The 20,628-nt window shown below is 44.3% G+C and carries 23 protein-coding genes; 17 read left to right on the forward strand and 6 right to left on the reverse strand.

What is annotated here, in order from left to right:
- Positions 1-59: 59 nt before the first annotated feature.
- Positions 60-782 (forward strand): YebC/PmpR family DNA-binding transcriptional regulator, encoded by a 723-nt coding sequence (locus tag WA279_RS01130; RefSeq protein WP_335388809.1) that lies wholly within the window; start codon positions 60-62, stop codon positions 780-782.
- A gap of 40 nt (positions 783-822) precedes the next feature.
- Here WA279_RS01130 and WA279_RS01135 read toward each other — a convergent pair whose 3' ends face one another.
- The 3 genes from WA279_RS01135 to WA279_RS01145 form a co-directional block, all read right to left on the reverse strand.
- Positions 823-2,277, reverse strand: a complete 1,455-nt coding sequence (locus WA279_RS01135; protein ID WP_336153960.1) for an alanine/glycine:cation symporter family protein — start codon at positions 2,275-2,277, stop codon at positions 823-825.
- A gap of 163 nt (positions 2,278-2,440) precedes the next feature.
- Positions 2,441-2,581, reverse strand: a complete 141-nt coding sequence (locus WA279_RS01140; protein ID WP_004398683.1) for a hypothetical protein — start codon at positions 2,579-2,581, stop codon at positions 2,441-2,443.
- Positions 2,582-2,587: 6 nt separating this feature from the next.
- A complete protein-coding gene (locus tag WA279_RS01145; protein ID WP_442894658.1) occupies positions 2,588-3,139 on the reverse strand; it encodes a DUF5412 family protein in 552 nt (183 codons plus the stop codon).
- On the opposite strand from WA279_RS01145, the gene WA279_RS01155 reads away from it, so the two are divergent.
- On the forward strand, positions 3,119-3,241 hold the full coding sequence (locus WA279_RS01155) for a hypothetical protein (protein WP_003229707.1): 123 nt from the start codon (positions 3,119-3,121) through the stop codon (positions 3,239-3,241). The two genes, WA279_RS01145 and WA279_RS01155, sit on opposite strands and share 21 nt — an antisense overlap.
- Positions 3,242-3,286: 45 nt before the next feature.
- On the opposite strand, the gene WA279_RS01160 is transcribed toward WA279_RS01155, so the two are convergent.
- A complete protein-coding gene (locus WA279_RS01160) occupies positions 3,287-3,934 on the reverse strand; it encodes a phosphotransferase (protein WP_024572252.1) in 648 nt (215 codons plus the stop codon).
- A gap of 237 nt (positions 3,935-4,171) precedes the next feature.
- On the opposite strand from WA279_RS01160, the gene iolG reads away from it, so the two are divergent.
- The 9 genes from iolG (at position 4,172) to yajC (ending at position 11,620) form a co-directional block, all read left to right on the forward strand.
- Entirely contained in the window at positions 4,172-5,197 is a 1,026-nt protein-coding gene (iolG, locus tag WA279_RS01165) for an inositol 2-dehydrogenase (RefSeq protein WP_014480440.1), read from the forward strand.
- Between the two features lie 70 nt (positions 5,198-5,267).
- Positions 5,268-6,575 (forward strand): MFS transporter, encoded by a 1,308-nt coding sequence (locus tag WA279_RS01170; RefSeq protein WP_017696346.1) that lies wholly within the window; start codon positions 5,268-5,270, stop codon positions 6,573-6,575.
- Between the two features lie 47 nt (positions 6,576-6,622).
- Positions 6,623-7,135: a sporulation cell-cell signaling protein BofC gene (gene bofC, locus WA279_RS01175; protein ID WP_003229715.1), complete on the forward strand. Its 513-nt coding sequence runs from the start codon at positions 6,623-6,625 to the stop codon at positions 7,133-7,135.
- Between the two features lie 138 nt (positions 7,136-7,273).
- Complete coding sequence (gene ruvA / locus WA279_RS01180; protein ID WP_003229717.1) at positions 7,274-7,879, forward strand: Holliday junction branch migration protein RuvA; 606 nt, start codon at positions 7,274-7,276, stop codon at positions 7,877-7,879.
- Between the two features lie 10 nt (positions 7,880-7,889).
- Positions 7,890-8,894: a Holliday junction branch migration DNA helicase RuvB gene (ruvB, locus tag WA279_RS01185; RefSeq protein ID WP_003229718.1), complete on the forward strand. Its 1,005-nt coding sequence runs from the start codon at positions 7,890-7,892 to the stop codon at positions 8,892-8,894.
- A complete protein-coding gene (locus tag WA279_RS01190) occupies positions 8,887-9,087 on the forward strand; it encodes a DUF2905 domain-containing protein (protein ID WP_003222669.1) in 201 nt (66 codons plus the stop codon). Before ruvB ends, WA279_RS01190 begins: the two co-directional genes overlap by 8 nt.
- Before the next feature lie 29 nt (positions 9,088-9,116).
- Positions 9,117-10,145 (forward strand): tRNA preQ1(34) S-adenosylmethionine ribosyltransferase-isomerase QueA, encoded by a 1,029-nt coding sequence (gene queA, locus WA279_RS01195; RefSeq protein ID WP_003229723.1) that lies wholly within the window; start codon positions 9,117-9,119, stop codon positions 10,143-10,145.
- Between the two features lie 26 nt (positions 10,146-10,171).
- A complete protein-coding gene (gene tgt / locus WA279_RS01200) occupies positions 10,172-11,317 on the forward strand; it encodes a tRNA guanosine(34) transglycosylase Tgt (RefSeq protein WP_336153965.1) in 1,146 nt (381 codons plus the stop codon).
- Positions 11,318-11,353: 36 nt separating this feature from the next.
- Complete coding sequence (gene yajC / locus WA279_RS01205) at positions 11,354-11,620, forward strand: preprotein translocase subunit YajC (RefSeq protein WP_004398708.1); 267 nt, start codon at positions 11,354-11,356, stop codon at positions 11,618-11,620.
- A gap of 56 nt (positions 11,621-11,676) precedes the next feature.
- Here yajC and WA279_RS01210 read toward each other — a convergent pair whose 3' ends face one another.
- Positions 11,677-12,066 (reverse strand): TIGR04086 family membrane protein, encoded by a 390-nt coding sequence (locus WA279_RS01210; RefSeq protein WP_251187560.1) that lies wholly within the window; start codon positions 12,064-12,066, stop codon positions 11,677-11,679.
- Positions 12,067-12,263: 197 nt separating this feature from the next.
- On the opposite strand from WA279_RS01210, the gene WA279_RS01215 reads away from it, so the two are divergent.
- Positions 12,264-12,920 (forward strand): DUF421 domain-containing protein, encoded by a 657-nt coding sequence (locus WA279_RS01215; RefSeq protein ID WP_336153967.1) that lies wholly within the window; start codon positions 12,264-12,266, stop codon positions 12,918-12,920.
- Between the two features lie 3 nt (positions 12,921-12,923).
- Here the strand turns inward: WA279_RS01215 and spoVB are convergent, their stop codons facing one another.
- Complete coding sequence (gene spoVB, locus WA279_RS01220; protein WP_015251562.1) at positions 12,924-14,480, reverse strand: stage V sporulation protein B; 1,557 nt, start codon at positions 14,478-14,480, stop codon at positions 12,924-12,926.
- Between the two features lie 115 nt (positions 14,481-14,595).
- Between spoVB and comN the strand changes: the two genes are divergently transcribed.
- The 5 genes from comN (at position 14,596) to recJ (ending at position 20,625) form a co-directional block, all read left to right on the forward strand.
- Positions 14,596-14,892 carry a post-transcriptional regulator ComN gene (comN, locus tag WA279_RS01225; RefSeq protein ID WP_003229735.1) on the forward strand — a complete coding sequence of 99 codons (297 nt, stop codon included), beginning with the start codon at positions 14,596-14,598 and terminating at the stop codon, positions 14,890-14,892.
- Positions 14,893-14,930: 38 nt separating this feature from the next.
- On the forward strand, positions 14,931-17,144 hold the full coding sequence (secDF, locus tag WA279_RS01230) for a protein translocase subunit SecDF (RefSeq protein WP_015714442.1): 2,214 nt from the start codon (positions 14,931-14,933) through the stop codon (positions 17,142-17,144).
- A gap of 157 nt (positions 17,145-17,301) precedes the next feature.
- Positions 17,302-17,799 carry a cation:proton antiporter regulatory subunit gene (locus WA279_RS01235; RefSeq protein WP_003229739.1) on the forward strand — a complete coding sequence of 166 codons (498 nt, stop codon included), beginning with the start codon at positions 17,302-17,304 and terminating at the stop codon, positions 17,797-17,799.
- Between the two features lie 75 nt (positions 17,800-17,874).
- Complete coding sequence (locus WA279_RS01240) at positions 17,875-18,198, forward strand: LapA family protein (RefSeq protein ID WP_336153968.1); 324 nt, start codon at positions 17,875-17,877, stop codon at positions 18,196-18,198.
- 66 nt (positions 18,199-18,264) lie between these two features.
- Positions 18,265-20,625 carry a single-stranded-DNA-specific exonuclease RecJ gene (gene recJ, locus WA279_RS01245; protein ID WP_336153970.1) on the forward strand — a complete coding sequence of 787 codons (2,361 nt, stop codon included), beginning with the start codon at positions 18,265-18,267 and terminating at the stop codon, positions 20,623-20,625.
- Positions 20,626-20,628 lie beyond the last annotated feature (3 nt).

Here is a 20,628-nt window from a genome sequence, read left to right on the forward strand (position 1 = left end):
TGCATCAGCGAACAATTCCCATTAAAGTGTACATAGAAAATGTAAAAGAAGGTGAAAACATGGCAGGCCATTCCAAGTGGAAAAACATTCAAAAAAGAAAAAATGCACAGGATGCAAAGCGCGGGAAAATATTTATGAAGCTGGCAAAAGAAATCTATGTGGCAGCGAAAGAAGGCGGAGCGGATCCAGAAGCAAATTCAGCATTGCGTCTTGTCATCGAAAAAGCAAAAGGCGCCAATATGCCGAATGAAAATATAGATCGGGCAATTAAAAAAGCTGCGGGAGGTCAAGACGGAAGCAGCTATGAAGAAATCACCTATGAAGGCTACGGCCCTTCAGGGATTGCCGTCATGGTTGAATGCGTAACAGATAATAAAAACCGAACGGCGTCAAATGTGCGGACAGCCTTTAATAAAAATGGCGGAAGTCTGGGAGAAAGCGGATGTGTAGCCTTTTTATTTGAACGAAAGGGGTTCATTACGATAGACCGTACTGAACGGCAAATAGAAGAAGATGAGCTCATGCTTGATGTGCTTGAAGCAGGAGGAGAAGAGCTGCGAACTGAAGAAGACCTATATGAGGTTTTCACAGAGCCTGAGCATTTTGAAAAGGTGAAAACAGCCCTCGAATCGAAATATCTAATTTCTTCGGCGGAGGTGACCATGCTTCCCAATACCTATGCAGAAGCCGATGATCAGGCTGTTGAGAAGCTGGAAACATTAATAGACGTCCTTGAAGATGACGATGATGTTCAAGAAGTGTATACAAACTATCGCTCATAAAAAACCGGCACGATGTCATATCGGGCCGGTTTTAGTATGTTCAGGAGACACGTTCACTTTCATGAGTGTATTCTTTCTCCCAGAAATCAGCGTTTTTGATACCCAGCGCTTTTGGATCAAAGACCGGGTCTAAGCCCTGCTTCTTTTGGCGCTCATAATCCTTTAAAGCAAGAAGCGCCGGTTTGGCAAGCAGCACAATGGCAATGACGTTCAGCCATACCATAATGCCAAGCCCTGCATCCCCTAATGCCCAAGCAAGTGAAGCTGTTTTCACAGTACCATAGAACGTGGCGGCTAAAATAATCAGTTTTAAGCCAAGCATCGCCCATTTGCTTTCTCTGCCTCGTGCTAAATAGGCGATATTTGTTTCTGCGATGTAGTAATACGCCATAATTGTTGTAAAAGCGAAGAAGAATAAAGCGATGGCAACAAAGCCTGCACCGAATCCGGGCAGAACACTGTCAATTGCCGCTTGTGTGAAACCAGGTCCTGCTTCTACGCCTTTAAGCTGGTGAACGATAAAGGAACCATCTGCAGCCTGGGTATTGTACATGCCGGTAAACAAGATCATGAAAGCTGTAGCGGAACATACAAACAAGGTGTCAATATAAACAGAAAATGCCTGAACCAGTCCCTGCTTGACCGGATGAGAAACCTCTGCAGCAGCTGCCGGATGCGGGCCTGTTCCCTGGCCGGCTTCGTTTGAGTAAATGCCACGTTTAACGCCCCAGGAAATCGCCATGCCGATCAAGCCGCCAAAAGCGGAATCCAATGCAAAGGCGCTTTTGAATATTAATGAGATCACAGCAGGCAATTCAGACACATTCATGACAATAATAATCAAAGACAGCAGGATATATCCAATGGCCATAAATGGAACAATCATTTGCGCCGCATTGGCAATTCGTTTGACGCCGCCAAAAATAATGAACCCTAATAATAAAACCAGACCACACCCTGTGACGAAAGGAGAGATGCCGAATGCATTTTGGATCCCAGCCGCAATGGAGTTGGACTGTACGCCCGGCATTAGAAAGGCCATTGCAATAAGGGCAGCAGCGGCAAATAAGACGGCAAACCACTTAATGCCTAAGCCTTTTTCTATATAATAAGCAGGGCCGCCCCGATATTGACCGTCTTGTTTCACTTTGTAAATTTGAGCAAGCGTTGATTCTACAAAGGCACTAGCCGCCCCGATAAAGGCAATCGCCCACATCCAGAACACTGCACCGGGTCCGCCGAATGCAATTGCTGTCGCCACTCCCGCGATGTTTCCTGTGCCCACACGGCCGGACAGCGCAATCGATAACGCTTGGAAAGATGAAACGCCGGCTTCAGAGCTCTTGCCTTTGAACATCTGAACAATCATTTCTTTTAAATGTCGGACTTGTAAAAAACGGGTCATAATTGAAAAGGCGAATCCAATTCCCAATAAAATATAAATGACGGGCGTACTCCATAAGACCGCATTCAAACTAGCAACAAAATCTGACATCAAGCTTCCCCCTCACTTCAAATTCGAATACATGTATAAAAAGGATTTTGGTCTAAACGAACTATTTCTACAATCGATTTGTCACATTATATGACCTGTAATTATCAATAAGAAGAGGAAGGGAAAAAGAAAAAACGCGGCGTATCGACTACGCTGAGTTTTTCTACAGAGGCAAACTTATGGCAATTGTTATAAAATCCTTCAGCAACAAATAGCCTAGTTCAGTCAAACCGTATATAAAGGATAAAGCAATCACAAAATGATTGAAATGCTTTTCATCATTTGTTCCGTTCATCTTATTCATGTTTCATCACCTCACTGACGCCTGCGGCGGTTCTTCACGGATCCAATGATCATCTTTTCGCCAATCATACGTTTCATCAGTATCAAGATGTAAAGTCTGATTGCCGATTTTCACTGTATTGTGATTGACCCACGTCACTGCTGGGCGGCTGTCCGGGTAATTCCAGTAGATTGTTCTCTTGACAAGTGTTTTTTCATTTACAAGTTCACCTCTGGCTGCATCTAAGCTCAAGGTGTTTTCGGATACATAAGTGTTTAACGTATAGCTGCCTTCCGGCGATTCAACCGATTGGACGAGATTGCCTTTCGGAACGTTTTTTAGTGAGAATAACATCCAATAGATGGCGCCGCCGAAGAAGACCAGCAGGGCAAACATAATAAGCGGGATGTTGCTGCGTGTCTTAATGTGACTCTCTCCCTTTTTTTCTCTCATTTTACTATATATCGGATTCATATGATCTTTACATTTCTTTAAAATTACCTTAATAAAGCAATGATATGATGAAATAAAGCCAATAAAGGGTGAGGGGAGACAGAAATGGAAAAAACGTATTGTCATTCCGGCGAGAAGGACCCAGAAGCGGTCTACTTAACTGTGAGAGGCTATCGAATTAAGCTGTCGCCTGAACAAATGAAACTGATTTCTGCCGTCAGAAAGTAAAAAATACATGATAAAGGCAGCCGCTTGTGCGGCTGCCTTTTTGATTTAAGAATATTTTCTTTTCCGCTGTGCGAAATGCTTTTGAAACCAATCTTTCTTATATAAAAATGCGATGATCTCCAGCCAAAAACCCGGAATCTTTTTGGGGAATATCGGTTTTTTGTAGAGTGCATGATATGCGGATTTTAAGTCGTCCCACTGCGTGCATGTTTTTGTCTGCTCAAATCTCGCAACATCAATCACCCGCACCGCCCCGGTTTCTGTCAATATCAGATTCCGCAAATGAATATCTGACGGGTTCAGTCCGGCTGCCCGGGCGTCAGAAAGCGCTTCTTCAACCTGCTGAATCATGTCATCACTGATTGCAATGCCTTTCTTCAGACAGTTATAAAAGGTTTCACCTTTAATATATTCCATGAGAATAAATGAATCGCCAGTTTCGTAAATGTCAGGATAGAATGCGGACCCGGCTAATTTTTCATAGATCGCTGCTTCTTTGACTGCTGTCGCTTGATATTCCGGAAAAAAAACTTTCAGCGCCATTTTTCGACCGCCTTCTGTTAAGGCAAACACATAGGCGCTTCTTCCCTTGCCGATTAGTGTTAATTCCTCGGATTTCTCTTTGACTTTATCAAATCTGCTGTTCTTGCGGTATATGACGGAATGGGCCAGTGCCTCTGCTTTTGTCAGCATTTCATTCACCTTCTTTGCTCTATTTTATGCAGCTGTTTATAGGAAAATCATAAACTGTTCAGGAAAAAGAGCCTAATTCTAGTGTATCTGGTCTTGAAGAAGAAGGCTACTTATAAGCATGAATTGTGATAAAAGAGACATAGAACGTTTAATTTCCATTCTTGAAAAGCGCTTACAAATGGGATAGTATTAATTTTAAATAAAGCGCTTTCGTGAATGATCAAGGGGGAAGAAGCCATGACAAAACAGATTGTGACAGGGATTATCGGTGCAGGCCGCATCGGCAAACTTCATGTTCAAAATATAAGCCGGATTCCTCACATGAAAATAAAAGCAGTCTCTGACATTCAGGCAAGCCGTATAAAAAGCTGGGCCGACAGTCATCAGATCGAATACATAACCTCTGATTATCGTGATTTATTACATGATCCTGATATTGATGCTATTTTTATTTGCTCTCCTACAGCCGTACATGCACAGATGATCAAAGAAGCAGCCGAGGCGAAAAAGCATATATTTTGTGAGAAGCCCGTTAGTTTCTCTCTGGACGAAACGAGTGAAGCGCTTGCGGCTGTCCGGAAACACGGGGTAACACTTCAAGTCGGATTTAACCGCCGCTTTGATCCTCATTTTAAGAAAATCAAAACGATTGTTGAAAATGGTGAAATCGGCACACCTCATTTATTAAGAATCACGTCCCGGGACCCAGAACCGCCGAATATAGATTATGTCCGTACGTCAGGCGGATTGTTTATGGATATGTCGATCCATGATTTTGATATGGCCAGATATATTATGGGAAGCGAAGTGACGGAAGTGTATGCCAAAGGGGCGGCTTTGGTGAATCCTTCTTTTGCGGAACTGGGTGATATTGATACAGCTGTTATTACACTGACTTTTGAAAACGGTGCCATGGCTGTGATTGATAACAGCCGCCAAGCTGTGTACGGATATGACCAGCGGGTTGAGGTTTTCGGGACGAAAGGTTCTGCAGCGGCTGACAATAGCAGGCCGACAACGGTTGAGGTGTCAACAGCTGATTTTGTGATGAAGGATAAACCGCATTTCTTTTTCCTTGAACGCTATAAGGATTCATATGAGGAGGAGATTCTCCGTTTTGCAGAAGCGATCGGCACAAACCAGGAGACTCCCTGCACCGGCAATGACGGTTTACAGGCCGGAAGGATCGCCAGAGCAGCACAGCAATCGCTTGCTTTTGGCATGCCTGTCAGCATTGAGCACACTGAAAAAATCGCTTTTTAATCTAACAGGATTACAATTCAGCAAGCTTGGGTATATACTCCATTGATACTTTAAGTAGGCGGTGGAGAAAATGAATACAGTACATGCTAAAGGAAATGTTTTGAACAAAATCGGAATTCCTTCTCACATGGTTTGGGGTTATATTGGCGTTGTCATCTTTATGGTTGGAGACGGCCTCGAACAAGGCTGGCTGTCTCCTTTTCTCGTTGATCATGGTCTCAGTATGCAGCAATCCGCATCGTTATTTACCATGTACGGCATTGCTGTCACCATCTCAGCTTGGCTTTCAGGAACGTTTGTCCAAACTTGGGGGCCGAGAAAAACGATGACTGTCGGATTGCTTGCATTTATCCTCGGTTCGGCCGCTTTTATCGGCTGGGCGATTCCTCATATGTATTATCCGGCTCTCTTGGGCAGCTATGCTCTTAGAGGCTTGGGATATCCGCTGTTTGCATACTCTTTTCTCGTATGGGTGTCATACAGCACCTCTCAAAATATTCTCGGAAAAGCCGTCGGCTGGTTTTGGTTTATGTTTACGTGCGGCCTTAACGTGCTCGGCCCGTTCTATTCCAGCTATGCGGTTCCGGCCTTTGGAGAAATCAATACGCTTTGGAGCGCTTTACTGTTTGTGGCGGCAGGCGGATTTCTGGCCTTATTTTTTAACAAAGATAAATTTACTCCGATACAAAAACAAGATCAGCCGAAATGGAAAGAGCTGTCCAAGGCATTTACAATTATGTTTGAAAACCCTAAGGTCGGCATCGGCGGAGTGGTCAAGACGATTAATGCGATAGGACAATTTGGATTTGCCATCTTTCTTCCTACTTATTTAGCACGATACGGGTATTCGGTTTCGGAATGGCTGCAAATATGGGGGACGCTGTTTTTTGTGAATATTGTGTTTAATATCATTTTCGGTGCAGTCGGAGATAAACTTGGCTGGCGCAATACGGTCATGTGGTTTGGCGGTGTCGGATGCGGTATTTTTACGCTGGCGCTGTATTACACGCCTCAGCTGATCGGGCATCAGTATTGGGTGCTCATGATTATCGCCTGCTGCTACGGCGCGGCTTTAGCAGGGTACGTTCCATTAAGCGCGCTTTTGCCGACGCTTGCACCTGATAATAAAGGTGCTGCTATGTCAGTGTTGAATTTGGGATCTGGTTTATGTGCGTTTATCGCGCCGGGCATCGTGAGTCTTTTCATTGGGCCGCTCGGTGCAGGCGGCGTGATTTGGATCTTTGCGGCATTGTATTTTTTCAGTGCCTTTCTGACGCGATTCTTGACAATTTCTGAGCAAAGTACAGATGTGTATACGGAGGAACGGTTTGTCAGGGAAAATGTGCAGACAAATTTTGATAAAACGGTTAAGCAGTAGCCTCTTTGGTCAAACTAATCATAAACGTGTGCAAAGAGGTGTAGAGGGTGAAACGATTCAGCACGGCGTATCTTTTGCTGGGCATTCTTTGCTCAGCGGCAGTATTTTTAATAGGAGCTCCTTCCCGCGCACTTGGCGCGGAAGTGGAGCACTATGAGCCGCTGCAGGTGCATGTGCAGCTTGAAAAGGTGTATTTGGACGGCGATGTCAGCATTGAGCATAAGCATGAGAAAGTGTTTTCTATGGATGATTTTTGGGCAGCTTATGCCGGGTGGACGCTTGTGGAACAAAAAAAGGGATATGTGCTCTTCCGGAAGCAAATGGACGATATTTCTCCGCTCAGCAAGGTCAACGGGTATATCGGTGTATCGGATAATGGAGTGATTTCCACTTTTCATGGGCGGCCTGAGCCAGCTTCCGAACCAATTCAGTCTTTTTTTCAAATTGATTTAGAAAGGCTGGAAAGCCATATGCAAAAAAATCTGCTGAAAGGCATTCCATTTCGGACAAAAGCGGAGTTTGAGGATGTCATCGAACATATGAAGACATACAGCGGGTAACGTCCGCTGATTGAAGACATGTATTCATGTCTTTTTTTTCGTGAAAGAATGAGAGAGAAGCGAACATATGTTAACTTTTCTATAAGACTTTGGCTGTTTTTATGGTACAATGAAGAACAGTCAAAGAGGTGAATTTGCGTGATTGAATTTGTTAAAGGGACGATTGATTATGTATCTCCCCAATATATTGTCATAGAGAACGGCGGCATCGGCTATCAGATTTTCACGCCGAATCCGTTTATATATAAGGAGAGAAGCCAGGAAACGATTTTTACATACCATCATATCAGAGAGGATGCTTTTTCGCTTTACGGTTTTTCAACAAGAGAGGAGAAGGCGCTCTTTACAAAGCTGTTAAACGTGACCGGAATTGGCCCGAAAGGAGCACTTGCCATCTTGGGCTCGGGTGATCCCGGAGCGGTCATCCAAGCAATTGAAAATGAAGATGAAGCTTTTTTGGTCAAGTTTCCTGGAGTAGGAAAGAAAACCGCACGCCAGATTATTCTAGATTTAAAAGGAAAGCTGGCAGATGTTGTGCCTGAAATGATTGAAAATCTGTTTAATCATGAAGAAAGGCTTGAAAAGCAAACAGCGGAAACGGCTCTTGAAGAAGCACTTGAAGCCCTCAGGGTTCTCGGATATGCTGAAAAAGAAATCAAAAAGGTGCTTCCTCACCTTAAAGAAGAAATTGGGCTGACAACAGACCAATATGTGAAAAAAGCATTACAAAAACTATTAAAGTAAGGTGATGTTCATGGATGAACGGCTCGTCTCAAGTGAAGCAGACAACCATGAATCAGTGATAGAGCAGAGCCTGAGGCCACAAAATCTGGCACAGTATATCGGGCAGCATAAGGTAAAAGAAAATTTGCGCGTGTTTATAGATGCGGCGAAAATGAGACAGGAGACGCTGGATCATGTTCTTCTGTACGGGCCGCCCGGACTCGGAAAAACAACGCTTGCTTCGATTGTTGCCAATGAAATGGGAGTGGAATTGCGGACGACATCAGGGCCTGCGATTGAAAGGCCTGGTGATTTGGCTGCAATATTAACGGCGCTGGAACCTGGAGATGTATTATTTATTGATGAAATACATAGGCTGCACAGATCGATCGAAGAGGTGCTTTATCCTGCAATGGAAGACTTTTGCCTTGACATTGTGATTGGCAAAGGCCCATCTGCCCGCTCGGTTCGGCTCGACCTTCCGCCTTTTACGCTGGTGGGAGCCACGACGCGAGTGGGCCTTTTGACGGCTCCTTTAAGAGACAGATTCGGCGTCATGTCTCGCCTTGAGTACTATACACAAGAAGAACTGGCGGATATTGTCACAAGAACCGCTGATGTATTCGAGGTTGAGATTGATAAACCGTCGGCTCTAGAGATTGCAAGAAGATCGAGAGGGACGCCCCGCGTGGCGAACCGCCTGCTGAGAAGGGTGCGCGATTTCGCCCAAGTGCTGGGTGACAGCAGGATTACGGAAGACATTTCTCAGAATGCGCTGGAGCGGCTTCAGGTTGACCGCCTCGGTTTGGATCATATTGATCATAAGCTGCTGATGGGCATGATCGAAAAATTCAACGGCGGCCCAGTAGGCCTTGATACGATTTCAGCTACCATCGGCGAGGAATCGCATACGATTGAAGACGTATATGAACCATATCTGCTGCAAATTGGATTTATACAAAGAACGCCGCGTGGAAGGATCGTGACACCGGCCGTTTATCATCATTTCCAAATGGAGGCTCCCCGATATGACTGAATTTCCTAAGATCATCATGATTCTTGGTGCTGTTTTGCTTATTATCGGAGCAGTTTTGCATTTTGTTGGCAAGATGCCGGGAGATATTTTTGTAAAAAAAGGAAATGTCACGTTTTTCTTCCCGGTTGTCACTTGTATTATTATAAGTGTGGTATTATCAATTTTGCTTAATCTTTTTGGCAGAATGAAATAACAAAAGACTAGAATAAAGGTGAAATCATCATGAAAGTCGATTTATTTGATTTTGAACTACCAGAACGTTTAATTGCACAAGTACCGTTGGAGCAGCGTGATGCTTCAAGGCTGATGGTGCTCGATAAACATACAGGAGAGCTTACTGACAGCTCGTTTAAACACATTATCAGCTTCTTTAACGAAGGCGATTGTCTAGTCCTGAACAATACCCGGGTACTGCCTGCGCGGTTATTCGGCACAAAAGAGGATACCGGCGCGAAAGTGGAACTTCTTTTGTTGAAACAGGAAACCGGTGATAAATGGGAAACACTTGCCAAACCGGCGAAACGGGTGAAAAAAGGAACTGTTGTCACATTTGGAGACGGAAGATTGAAGGCAATCTGCACGGAAGAGCTTGAGCACGGCGGCAGAAAGATGGAATTTCAATATGACGGTATTTTCTACGAGGTGCTTGAATCCCTTGGAGAGATGCCGCTCCCTCCATATATCAAAGAACAGCTTGATGACAAAGAGCGCTACCAGACAGTATATTCAAAAGAAATCGGCTCTGCTGCTGCGCCTACAGCTGGCCTTCACTTCACGGAAGAAATCTTACAGCAGCTGAAAGACAAAGGCGTGCAAATTGAGTTCATCACACTGCACGTAGGCCTTGGAACGTTTCGCCCTGTGAGTGCCGATGAAGTGGAAGAGCATAATATGCATGCAGAGTTTTATCAAATGTCAGAAGAAACGGCTGCAGCCTTAAACAAAGTAAGAGAAAATGGCGGTCGGATCATTTCTGTCGGCACGACCTCGACACGCACGCTTGAGACGATTGCCGGGGAACATGACGGGCAATTTAAAGCATCAAGCGGCTGGACATCTATTTTTATTTATCCGGGCTATGAATTTAAAGCCATTGACGGAATGATTACAAACTTCCATTTGCCGAAATCGTCATTGATTATGCTGGTCAGCGCGCTTGCTGGAAGAGAAAACATTCTGCGTGCCTATAACCATGCAGTGGAAGAGGAATACCGTTTCTTCAGCTTCGGAGACGCGATGCTGATTATATAATTTGAGAACAGGAGGCCTCATCAAAAGTGGCTGAACAACCAATACGCTATGAATTTATAAAAGAATGCAAACAAACAGGAGCGCGGCTGGGCAAAGTGCATACGCCTCACGGCTCCTTCGAAACGCCGGTTTTTATGCCGGTCGGCACACTGGCGACAGTCAAAACAATGTCGCCTGAAGAGCTGAAAGCAATGGATGCAGGCATCATTTTGAGCAACACTTATCATCTATGGCTTCGTCCGGGCCAAGACATTGTCAAAGAAGCGGGCGGGCTCCATAAATTTATGAACTGGGACCGCGCAATTTTAACAGATTCAGGCGGTTTTCAGGTCTTTTCTTTAAGCAAGTTTCGTAATATAGAGGAAGAGGGTGTCCATTTCCGCAATCATCTAAATGGAGACAAGCTGTTTTTATCTCCGGAAAAAGCGATGGAGATCCAAAACGCACTCGGCTCTGATATTATGATGGCGTTTGACGAATGCCCGCCATACCCGGCGGAGTACAACTACATGAAGAGGTCAGTTGAACGGACAAGCCGCTGGGCGGAACGCTGCCTGAATGCCCACAATCGTCAGGATGAACAAGGACTGTTTGGTATTGTACAAGGCGGAGAATATGAAGATCTGCGGACACAAAGTGCGAAGGACTTGATTTCCCTTGATTTTCCGGGATATGCTATAGGCGGATTGTCTGTAGGTGAACCGAAGGATGTCATGAACCGTGTACTCGAATTTACAACACCGCTCTTGCCGAAGGATAAACCGAGATATCTGATGGGAGTAGGTTCTCCGGACGCACTGATCGACGGAGCGATCCGCGGGGTCGATATGTTTGACTGTGTGCTGCCTACACGGATTGCAAGAAACGGCACAGTGTTTACTGCTGAAGGACGACTCAATATGAAAAATGCGAAATTTGAAAGAGACTTCCGTCCGATTGATGAAGAGTGTGATTGCTATACATGTAAAAACTACACTCGCGCGTACATTAGGCACTTGATTCGCTGCAATGAAACATTCGGCCTTCGATTAACAACTTACCATAACCTTCATTTTCTGTTACACTTAATGGAGCAGGTAAGACAGGCTATTCGCGAGGATCGTCTGGGTGATTTCAGAGAAGAGTTCTTTGAGCGTTACGGCTATAACAAGCCAAATGCGAAAAGCTTCTAAATAAACATAACAGGCTTACAGAAAGGGGTGAAAATGATGACTGGCACTTTAGGTACATTGGTTCCTATTATTTTAATGTTTGCGGTCCTTTACTTCTTGCTGATTCGTCCTCAGCAAAAGCAGCAAAAGGCTGTACGCCAAATGCAAGAGGAACTGAAAAAAGGCGATTCAGTAGTGACAATCGGGGGATTGCACGGTACTGTTGACTCTATCGACGAAAGCAAAGTCGTAATTAAGACTGGTGATAACACACGTCTTACGTTCGACCGCCGCGCGATCAGAGAAGTTTCTGCTGCTGAATAACAGCAGGAGCTATACATAGCAAACAAAAAAGAGCGGGCAAGTGAGCCCGCTCTTTTTTATGTGGAAGACCTGTTTCCCCTTATGTTCACGCCGAAAATCCCGCCCAGCATGCACACCCCTAAAAATCCCAGATGGAAGATCAGCTGTTCTGCTGTAAATGTCTTTCCGAATCCTAAATACTGAAACAATAAGATAATCAGAGAAAAACTTATGGCAGTCAATGCTCCAATCATCCAGCCTCTTTCCTTGCCTTTCCCGCCTGAAATGAACCCGCCGATAAATAAAGAGAGAAATGAGATAGCTGTGATCAGCCAGTTAAATGATGATTCTTCCAGCGAGGTAGCGGTCAATAAAAGTGAAACCGCCAAACTTGTCAGGAGCATGGCTGAAAATATGGCGATTAAGCCGTAAAGAATGCCTTTTCCAACTTGTTTCGTTTCCTCCATGATTGTCTCCTCTCTGCCTGTATTAAAAGGCTTCTGTTCTTTTTGTTCAAAACCGTCAGACATGCTGATGGCTCGTCTTTGTAAAAATGTATTCCCTTATCCCATGAATTAGACGTAAAAGCTTTGTGAAATGCAATCGGTTTTTCTTACATAAATTGATCATTTTGTTGCATCCTATAATGAGTTGGAGGTGCATAATGGAAGAGCTTCTCACTATTGCGTTTCGCACAGTCGTATTGTATTTTGTGATATTGGTCATTTTTCGTTTCATGGGCAAACGGGAGATCGGAGAGCTTAGTATTTTAGATCTCGTTGTCTTTATCATGATGGCTGAAATTGCCGTTTTAGCCATAGAAAACGTAGACGATCATCTATTTCATACCATTTTGCCAATGCTTGTATTAATGATCATTCAAGTGACTTTGGCATACTTTTCTTTAAAAAACCGAAAAGTCCGCCAGCTTCTTGACGGTAAGCCGACCATAATTATCAAATATGGAAAAATTGACGAAGACGCCATGAAATCACAGCGTTATAATTTTGATGATTTAATGGTTCAGCTCAGAGAAAATAGCATCGACAGAGTAGCTGACGTATCATTTGCTATTTTAGAGCCGTCGGGCAAACTGACTATTGTTAAGAAAGAAAACAGCGGAGAGCATCGACAGCTCGAAATGCCGCTCATTATAGACGGCTTCATTCAAACAGAAAACCTGTCCAGAATCAGTAAAGATAAAAAATGGCTGCTCGAAAGTTTGCAAAAACACGGATACACAAACCCTTCAGATATTTCTTTTTGCTCGTTTACAGACGGAGAATTATTTATTGATGAAAAAGATGGGCACCGCCCGTGACCGTTATCGGACGATTAGACGTCCGATAATGGGAATGCGGCGAAGCTCATCTTTTTTAATTAAACGGAAAACGAGCAGGAGGATTATATAAATGGCGGCGCTCACCGCAATCCATCCGGCTAGATTGACAGCCTCAGATGCTCCAAAGCTTATATATTGTTTGATGGCGGAGCTGATAAATCCGCAAATTACAATAACAGCGAAGCTGAGCGCATACTCCTTGATTTTGATGCTGATCGGCAGCACTTTGCTTACGGTTGCTGCGTGCAATAGCGTGACGAGCACCATGCCTGTCACAATGGCTAATGCCGCGCCCATAATGCCAAGAGAAGGCCTTGTGGCAAGGACAAAAATAAGGCCTGTTTTGACAAGCGCTCCGATTAAGCTGTTCATCATCGCAGCTCCAGCCAAATTAAGCGCCTGCAGCACAGCTTGAAGCGGGCCTTGGAAATAATAAAGCAGAAAAAACGGGGCCATTACTTTTATAAATACAGCTGCGCCTGAGGAACCGTACATCACTCTCATCAGCTCATCTGCAAATACAAATAAAATAACAACTGAAATGCCCCCGCTGAGCAGACAGAGACGCATCGCCTGTTCCAAGCGGTATTCTACCACCTGCAATTTTTTCTGCTCCATTCCTTCACTGATCGCAGGAACAAGCGCGGTCGACAAAGAATATGTAATAAAGCTGGGCAGAGTCAGCAGCGTCATGGCAAAGCCGGTCAGTTCCCCGTATTGCTTTGTTGCGGCAACTGTTGCCACACCGGCGATGGCAAGGCTTTGAGCGACGACGATTGGCTCGAAAAACCAAGAGAGGTTTCCGATAAAGCGGCTCCCGGTTGTTGGAAGGGACACGCTCATTAATTGGGTAAAGGTTTGTTTTCCGTTTTTAATTGACTGGAAAAAATGCTTTCTGATTTTAATTGTCTTTTTATACTTAAAGCAAACGAATAAATAAAGAAGTGATGCCAGCTCCCCTGCCACTGAGGATAGCATTGCCCCCGCTGCAGCATATTCAATTCCGTAAGGGAGAAAAATCGTTGTGCAGACAGCCACGAGTGAAATGCGGACGACCTGTTCAAGGACTTGTGACATAGCAAGCGGGTTCATATTCTGTTTTCCTTGAAAGTATCCCCTCAGCACACTCGATATAGCAATAATCGGCACAACCGGCGTAATGGCCAAGAGCGGATACAGTGTTCGCTTATCTGTCAGCATCGTTTCAGCCATAACCGGGGCGAAAAACAGAAACAGCGGTGTAAAGATGAGGCTGAGCACTCCCGTGATGGTCAGAGACATGACTAAAATATTTTTCGTTTTTTGATGATCTCCGCGCGCACTGGCTTCAGCGACTAGCTTGCTGATCGCGACCGGCAGACCGAATTGAGTTAATGTAGTGGCCAAGAAGAAGGTAGGCGCCGCCATCATGTAAAGCCCGACTCCTTCTTCACCGATAAAACGGGCGATAACCACCCGGTTGACAAACCCGAGCATTCTTGTAACCATTCCTGCTGCGATAAGGATAAGAGTGCCCTTTAAAAACGTCTGTTTCGCCATTTTTACCCCCTGCCTTCTCAAACTACCTGGAATCATATACAATAAAGATATGCGTATATGTCGTCCAAGCATGACAAGTCTTCTTGAAAAACAATAAAAAAGGAGCGTGGAATTCGTGGAGAAGCATCCAGCCGATCTATATAAAGACCACGTCAGGCCGTTTCTTTACAGCAAACTGGAAGAGTTTAAGATTCTCGGGTATGATGATGTTGAACTCGAAAGTTTGTGGTCATACTTAACAGATAAGAAGTGGAAAAAGAAAACGGAACTGAACATTTATGAACTGGCGAGTGATATTTTATCAGTGAAAATTGGCGAATTTATGAACTATGCAACCGTTGAGTCATTTAAAACGTCTAATTGGCTGGGCAGTGAAGAGGGCCAGGAAGCATTGGAAGAACTGCTGAGATAGCAGGTTGATTCGCACAGGTTTAAGGGAGGATATACATAATGAAAAAAGGACGCTTGATTGCGTTTTTCCTTTTCGTTCTATTGATCGGCACGGGCTTGGGCTACTTTACGAAGCCTGCCGCTAACAATATTACATTAGGATTGGATTTGCAAGGCGGATTTGAGGTGCTGTATGATGTACAGCCTGTAAAAAAAGGTGACAAAATCACAAAAGACGTTCTGGTCAGCACAGTAGAGGCATTGAACCGCCGGGCCAATGTTCTCGGTGTCAGCGAACCGAACATCCAAATTGAAGGGAATAACCGGATTCGCGTTCAGCTCGCAGGTGTGACAAACCAAAACAGAGCGCGTGAAATTCTGGCGACTGAAGCGCAGCTTTCTTTCAGAGATACGAATGACAAAGAATTGCTGAATGGCTCTGACCTCGTCGAAAACGGAGCTAAACAAACGTATGACGCCAAAACAAATGAACCGATTGTCAGCATTAAACTGAAAGATGCTGATAAATTCGGCGAAGTGACCAAAAAGGTCATGAAAATGGCGCCAAACAACCAGCTTGTTATTTGGATGGATTATGAAAAAGGGGACTCCTTTAAAAAAGAGGTTCAAAAAGAGCACCCTAAATATGTATCCGCCCCAAATGTAAGTCAGGAATTAAACACAACTGACGTTACAATTGAAGGGCAATTTACGGTTCAAGAAGCAAAAGATTTAGCCAGCATTTTAAACGCAGGCGCACTTCCTGTGAAACTGACTGAAAAATATTCAACATCAGTAGGTGCACAATTCGGCCAGCAGGCTCTCCATGATACGGTGTTTGCCGGTATTGTCGGTATTGCAATTATTTTCTTATTTATGCTTTTCTATTACCGTCTGCCGGGATTAATCGCGGTGATTACGCTATCTGTTTATATCTACATTACACTCCAGATCTTTGACTGGATGAATGCCGTACTCACGCTTCCGGGAATTGCCGCTCTCATTTTAGGTGTCGGGATGGCTGTTGACGCCAACATTATTACCTATGAGCGGATTAAAGAAGAGCTCAAGCTAGGAAAGTCAGTCCGCTCTGCCTTCCGTTCAGGAAACAGACGGTCATTTGCGACGATTTTTGATGCTAATATTACAACCATTATTGCAGCGGTTGTGCTCTTTATCTTTGGGACAAGCTCTGTTAAAGGGTTTGCGACAATGCTGATCCTATCGATTTTGACAAGCTTTATCACTGCCGTTTTCTTATCGAGATTTCTCCTCGCTCTCCTTGTGGAAAGCAGATGGCTTGATCGGAAAAAAGGCTGGTTTGGTGTCAATAAGAAACATATCATGGATATTCAGGATACGGATGAAAATACAGAGCCGCATACGCCATTCCAAAAATGGGATTTCACGAGCAAACGCAAATACTTCTTTATTTTCTCCAGTGCAGTCACGGTTGCCGGGATTATTATCCTGCTTGTGTTCAGGCTGAATCTTGGCATTGACTTTGCTAGCGGTGCACGGATTGAAGTACAAAGCGACCATAAGCTGACGACAGAGCAAGTTGAGAAGGATTTTGAATCTCTGGGTATGGACCCTGATACTGTAGTTCTGTCAGGCGAAAAGAGCAATATCGGTGTTGCCCGTTTTGTCGGGGTGCCAGATAAAGAAACCATAGCAAAAGTAAAAACGTATTTTAAAGACAAATACGGATCTGAGCCAAATGTCAGCACAGTTTCACCAACAGTCGGTAAGGAGCTGGCAAGAAATGCGCTGTACGCAGTTGCTATAGCTTCTATTGGCATCATTATTTACGTTTCAATCCGATTCGAATACAAAATGGCGATTGCTGCCATCGCCTCATTGCTATATGACGCATTCTTTATCGTCACGTTCTTCAGTATTACAAGGCTTGAGGTAGATGTTACGTTCATCGCGGCCATCTTGACGATAATCGGGTATTCCATTAACGATACAATCGTTACATTTGACAGGGTCCGCGAGCATATGAAAAAGCGTAAGCCGAAAACATTTGCCGATCTGAACCATATTGTAAACCTGAGCCTGCAGCAAACCTTTACACGTTCAATTAACACTGTATTAACTGTTGTGATTGTTGTTGTGACATTGCTGATCTTTGGAGCATCTTCTATTACTAATTTCTCAATTGCTTTATTGGTCGGGCTATTAACAGGCGTTTATTCTTCTCTATACATTGCCGCACAAATTTGGCTTGCATGGAAAGGAAGAGAACTGAAAAAAGATTCGGCGCAATAAAAAATATCAGGCTGTCCTCTGCAGGGCAGCCTGTTTTTTGAAGTTTCATTGAACTTAAAATAGACATTTGCTATAATGACATACGCTTACATTTAAACATATATATGGTGTTAAAAGTGTTTATGACTGGTTTTCAGATATGTAGGAGGGTTTATATATGAGGGTTCGCGAATCAGAGCTGCCGGGCATAGGACAAAAAGTTGAAATGATTACTAGAAACCGTGATAAAATTTCAATTATCATTCATCATGACGGACGAAGAGAGCTTTACTATTTTGACGAAAACGACCATGAGGAATGTGTTGCCTCCGTGCAGTTTGATGACGCTGAAGCAAGGCAAATGTCTGCAATTCTTGGCGGAATGGCATATAAACCGAAAGCATTAGAACAGGTCGAGTCAGCCCTTGATGATTTGATTATAGAGTGGTGTAAAGCAGAGGCGGGAGCGCCTGCCATTCATCAGACGATTGGTGATTTGAATGTGGGTCAGGAATATCATGTAACGGTCATTGCAATTGTTAAAAAGAATCAGGATAAACAACTGAATCCGAGCTCTGAAACAGTCATTGACGAAGGCGATACACTTGTGATTTCCGGTGAGGGAACCGGACTGAAGAGGCTGATCCGGGAAAAATTAACAGCAAAGGGAGCTTAACCTAGTGTTAAGCCATGTTTAAAACCAGTCTTGATGGGGAAAGTTACCTCAATAAGAAGTTTGGGGGAAAAGAGAATGAATAAACAATGGACCATTATTTTCGCACTTATTTTCACCTTAATTGTCGCTATTTTCGCAGTCATTAATGTTCGATCCGTAGAAGTTGATTACCTGTTTGGAAGATCAGAATGGCCGCTCATTCTTGTTATTTTGGGCTCAGTTTTAATGGGAGCGCTGATCGTATTTTCTGTCGGCATTTTTCAGGTAATGAAATTGAAGCGGGAAATAAAAACCTTGCGGAAAGAAAATAGAACAGCAATACATAAACAAGAGGATACTCATCTTGCTGATCAGACTGACACACAGGATGCATCAGCCATCATTGAGAAAAAAGACTAGTTTTCGAATATTATTTGAAACCCCTCAGCCTGCTCTAGTATAATAGGGTGGTTGAGGGGTGAATTTATGTTAGCGTCAAAAATGCGATGGGAAATCCAGCGACCAGATCAGGATAAGGTCAAATCACTCACAGAACAATTGCATATAACACCTCTTGTTGCGTCCCTGCTTGTAAAAAGAGGCTTTGATACGGCAGAAAGCGCTAGGCTGTTTTTACATACAAAGGATGCCGATTTTTATGATCCTTTTGAAATGAAAGGCATGAAAGAAGCGGCAGATCGAATAAAACAGGCGATTTCACAACAAGAAAAGATTATGATATATGGCGATTATGACGCCGATGGGGTTACAAGTACGTCAGTCATGCTTCACACGCTGCAAAAACTGTCGGCTCAAGTTGATTTTTATATACCTGACCGTTTTAAAGAAGGATATGGACCTAATGAACAGGCGTTTTGTTCGATTAAAGAACGGGGCTTCTCTTTGATCATTACGGTTGATACAGGAATTGCCGCTGTGCATGAAGCGAAGGTGGCAAAGGAACTCGGACTGGATGTCATCATTACTGATCATCATGAACCGGGACCGGAGCTTCCGGATGTCCATGCGATCGTCCACCCGAAGCAACCTGGATGCACTTACCCGTTTAAGGAGCTTGCCGGGGTTGGAGTCGCGTTTAAGCTTGCTCACGCTCTATTGGGTGAACTTCCTGATGAACTGCTTGACCTGGCGGCTATCGGCACCATTGCCGATCTAGTCCCGCTGCATGACGAAAACAGATTAATTGCAACACTAGGACTTGAAAGGCTTCGACGGACAAATCGGCTCGGCTTAAAAGAGCTGATTAAGCTGTCAGGCGGAGACATCGGAGAAGCGAACGAAGAAACAGTCGGATTTCAGCTCGCACCAAGGCTGAATGCCGTTGGAAGAATCGAACAGGCGGATCCCGCTGTTCATTTGCTTATGTCAGAGGATTCGTTTGAAGCGGAAGAGCTTGCCGCAGAAATTGACCAGCTGAACAAAGAGCGCCAAAAAATGGTCAGCAAAATGACGGATGAAGCGATTGAAATGGTTGAACAGCAAGGGCTCGATCAAACTGCAATTGTCGTGGCCAAAGCCGGATGGAACCCGGGAGTCGTCGGGATTGTGGCTTCAAAGCTTGTGGACCGTTTCTACCGACCGGCCATTGTTCTTGGCATTGATGAAGAAAAGGGAATCGCTAAAGGTTCGGCCCGAAGCATCAGAGGATTTAATTTATTTGAGAGCCTTTCTGAATGCAGAGATATTCTTCCTCATTTCGGCGGCCATCCAATGGCTGCGGGGATGACGCTGAAAGCCGAAGATGTGCCGGATTTGCGAAGCAGGCTGAATGAAATAGCGGACAATACGCTTACGGAAGAGGATTTTATTCCCGTACAGGAAGTCGACCTTGTCTGCGGCGTCGAAGACATTACAGTTGAAAGCATCGCAGAAATGAACATGCTGTCTCCTTTTGGCATGCTGAACCCGAAACCGCACGTTCTCGTAGAAAATGCAGTACTGGAAGATGTCCGCAAGATAGGGGCAAATAAAACTCATGTCAAAATGACGATCAGAAACGAGTCGTCCCAGCTTGATTGCGTCGGTTTTAATAAAGGCGAGCTTCAAGAAGGCATCGTACCGGGTTCAAGAATTTCCATTGTCGGTGAGATGTCAATCAACGAATGGAACAATCGAAAAAAGCCGCAGCTTATGATAAAGGATGCCGCTGTTTCTGAATGGCAGCTGTTTGATTTAAGGGGAAAACGGACGTGGGAAGACACAGTTTCCGCCCTTCCATCTGCTAAACGGGCCATTGTCTCTTTCAAAGAAGACTCAACAACATTACTTCAAACTGAAGACCTTCGCCGAGAAGTGCACGTCATCAGTTCTAAAGATCAAGCAAAGGCGTTTGACCTCGATGGTGCATATATTGTATTACTGGATCCGCCGCCTTCGCTGGACATGCTCGCACGTTTGCTGGAAGGCAAGGCGCCTGAGCGGATATATTTTATTTTTCTCAATCATGAGGACCACTTTTTATCAACTTTTCCCGCAAGAGACCACTTTAAATGGTATTATGCGTTCTTGCTGAAAAGAGGCGCTTTTGACGTGAAAAAACACGGTTCAGAGCTTGCAAAACATAAAGGCTGGTCCGTTGAAACAATCAATTTCATGACAAAGGTGTTTTTTGATCTCGGTTTTGTTAAAATAGAGAATGGTGTGCTGTCTGTTGTGAGCGGAGCAAAGAAGCGCGACTTAACAGACTCACAAACATATCAGGCGAAACAGCAGCTGATGGAACTGGATCAAAAGCTGAATTATTCTTCTGCTGAAGAGCTGAAGGAATGGCTGAATAAGCTGATGAAACAAGATTCAGAGGCTTATGAAAGTACGAGGAGGACATAAAAC

Source organism: Bacillus sp. 204(2023), from assembly GCF_037027505.1.
Lineage (GTDB): Bacteria > Bacillota > Bacilli > Bacillales > Bacillaceae > Bacillus > Bacillus subtilis.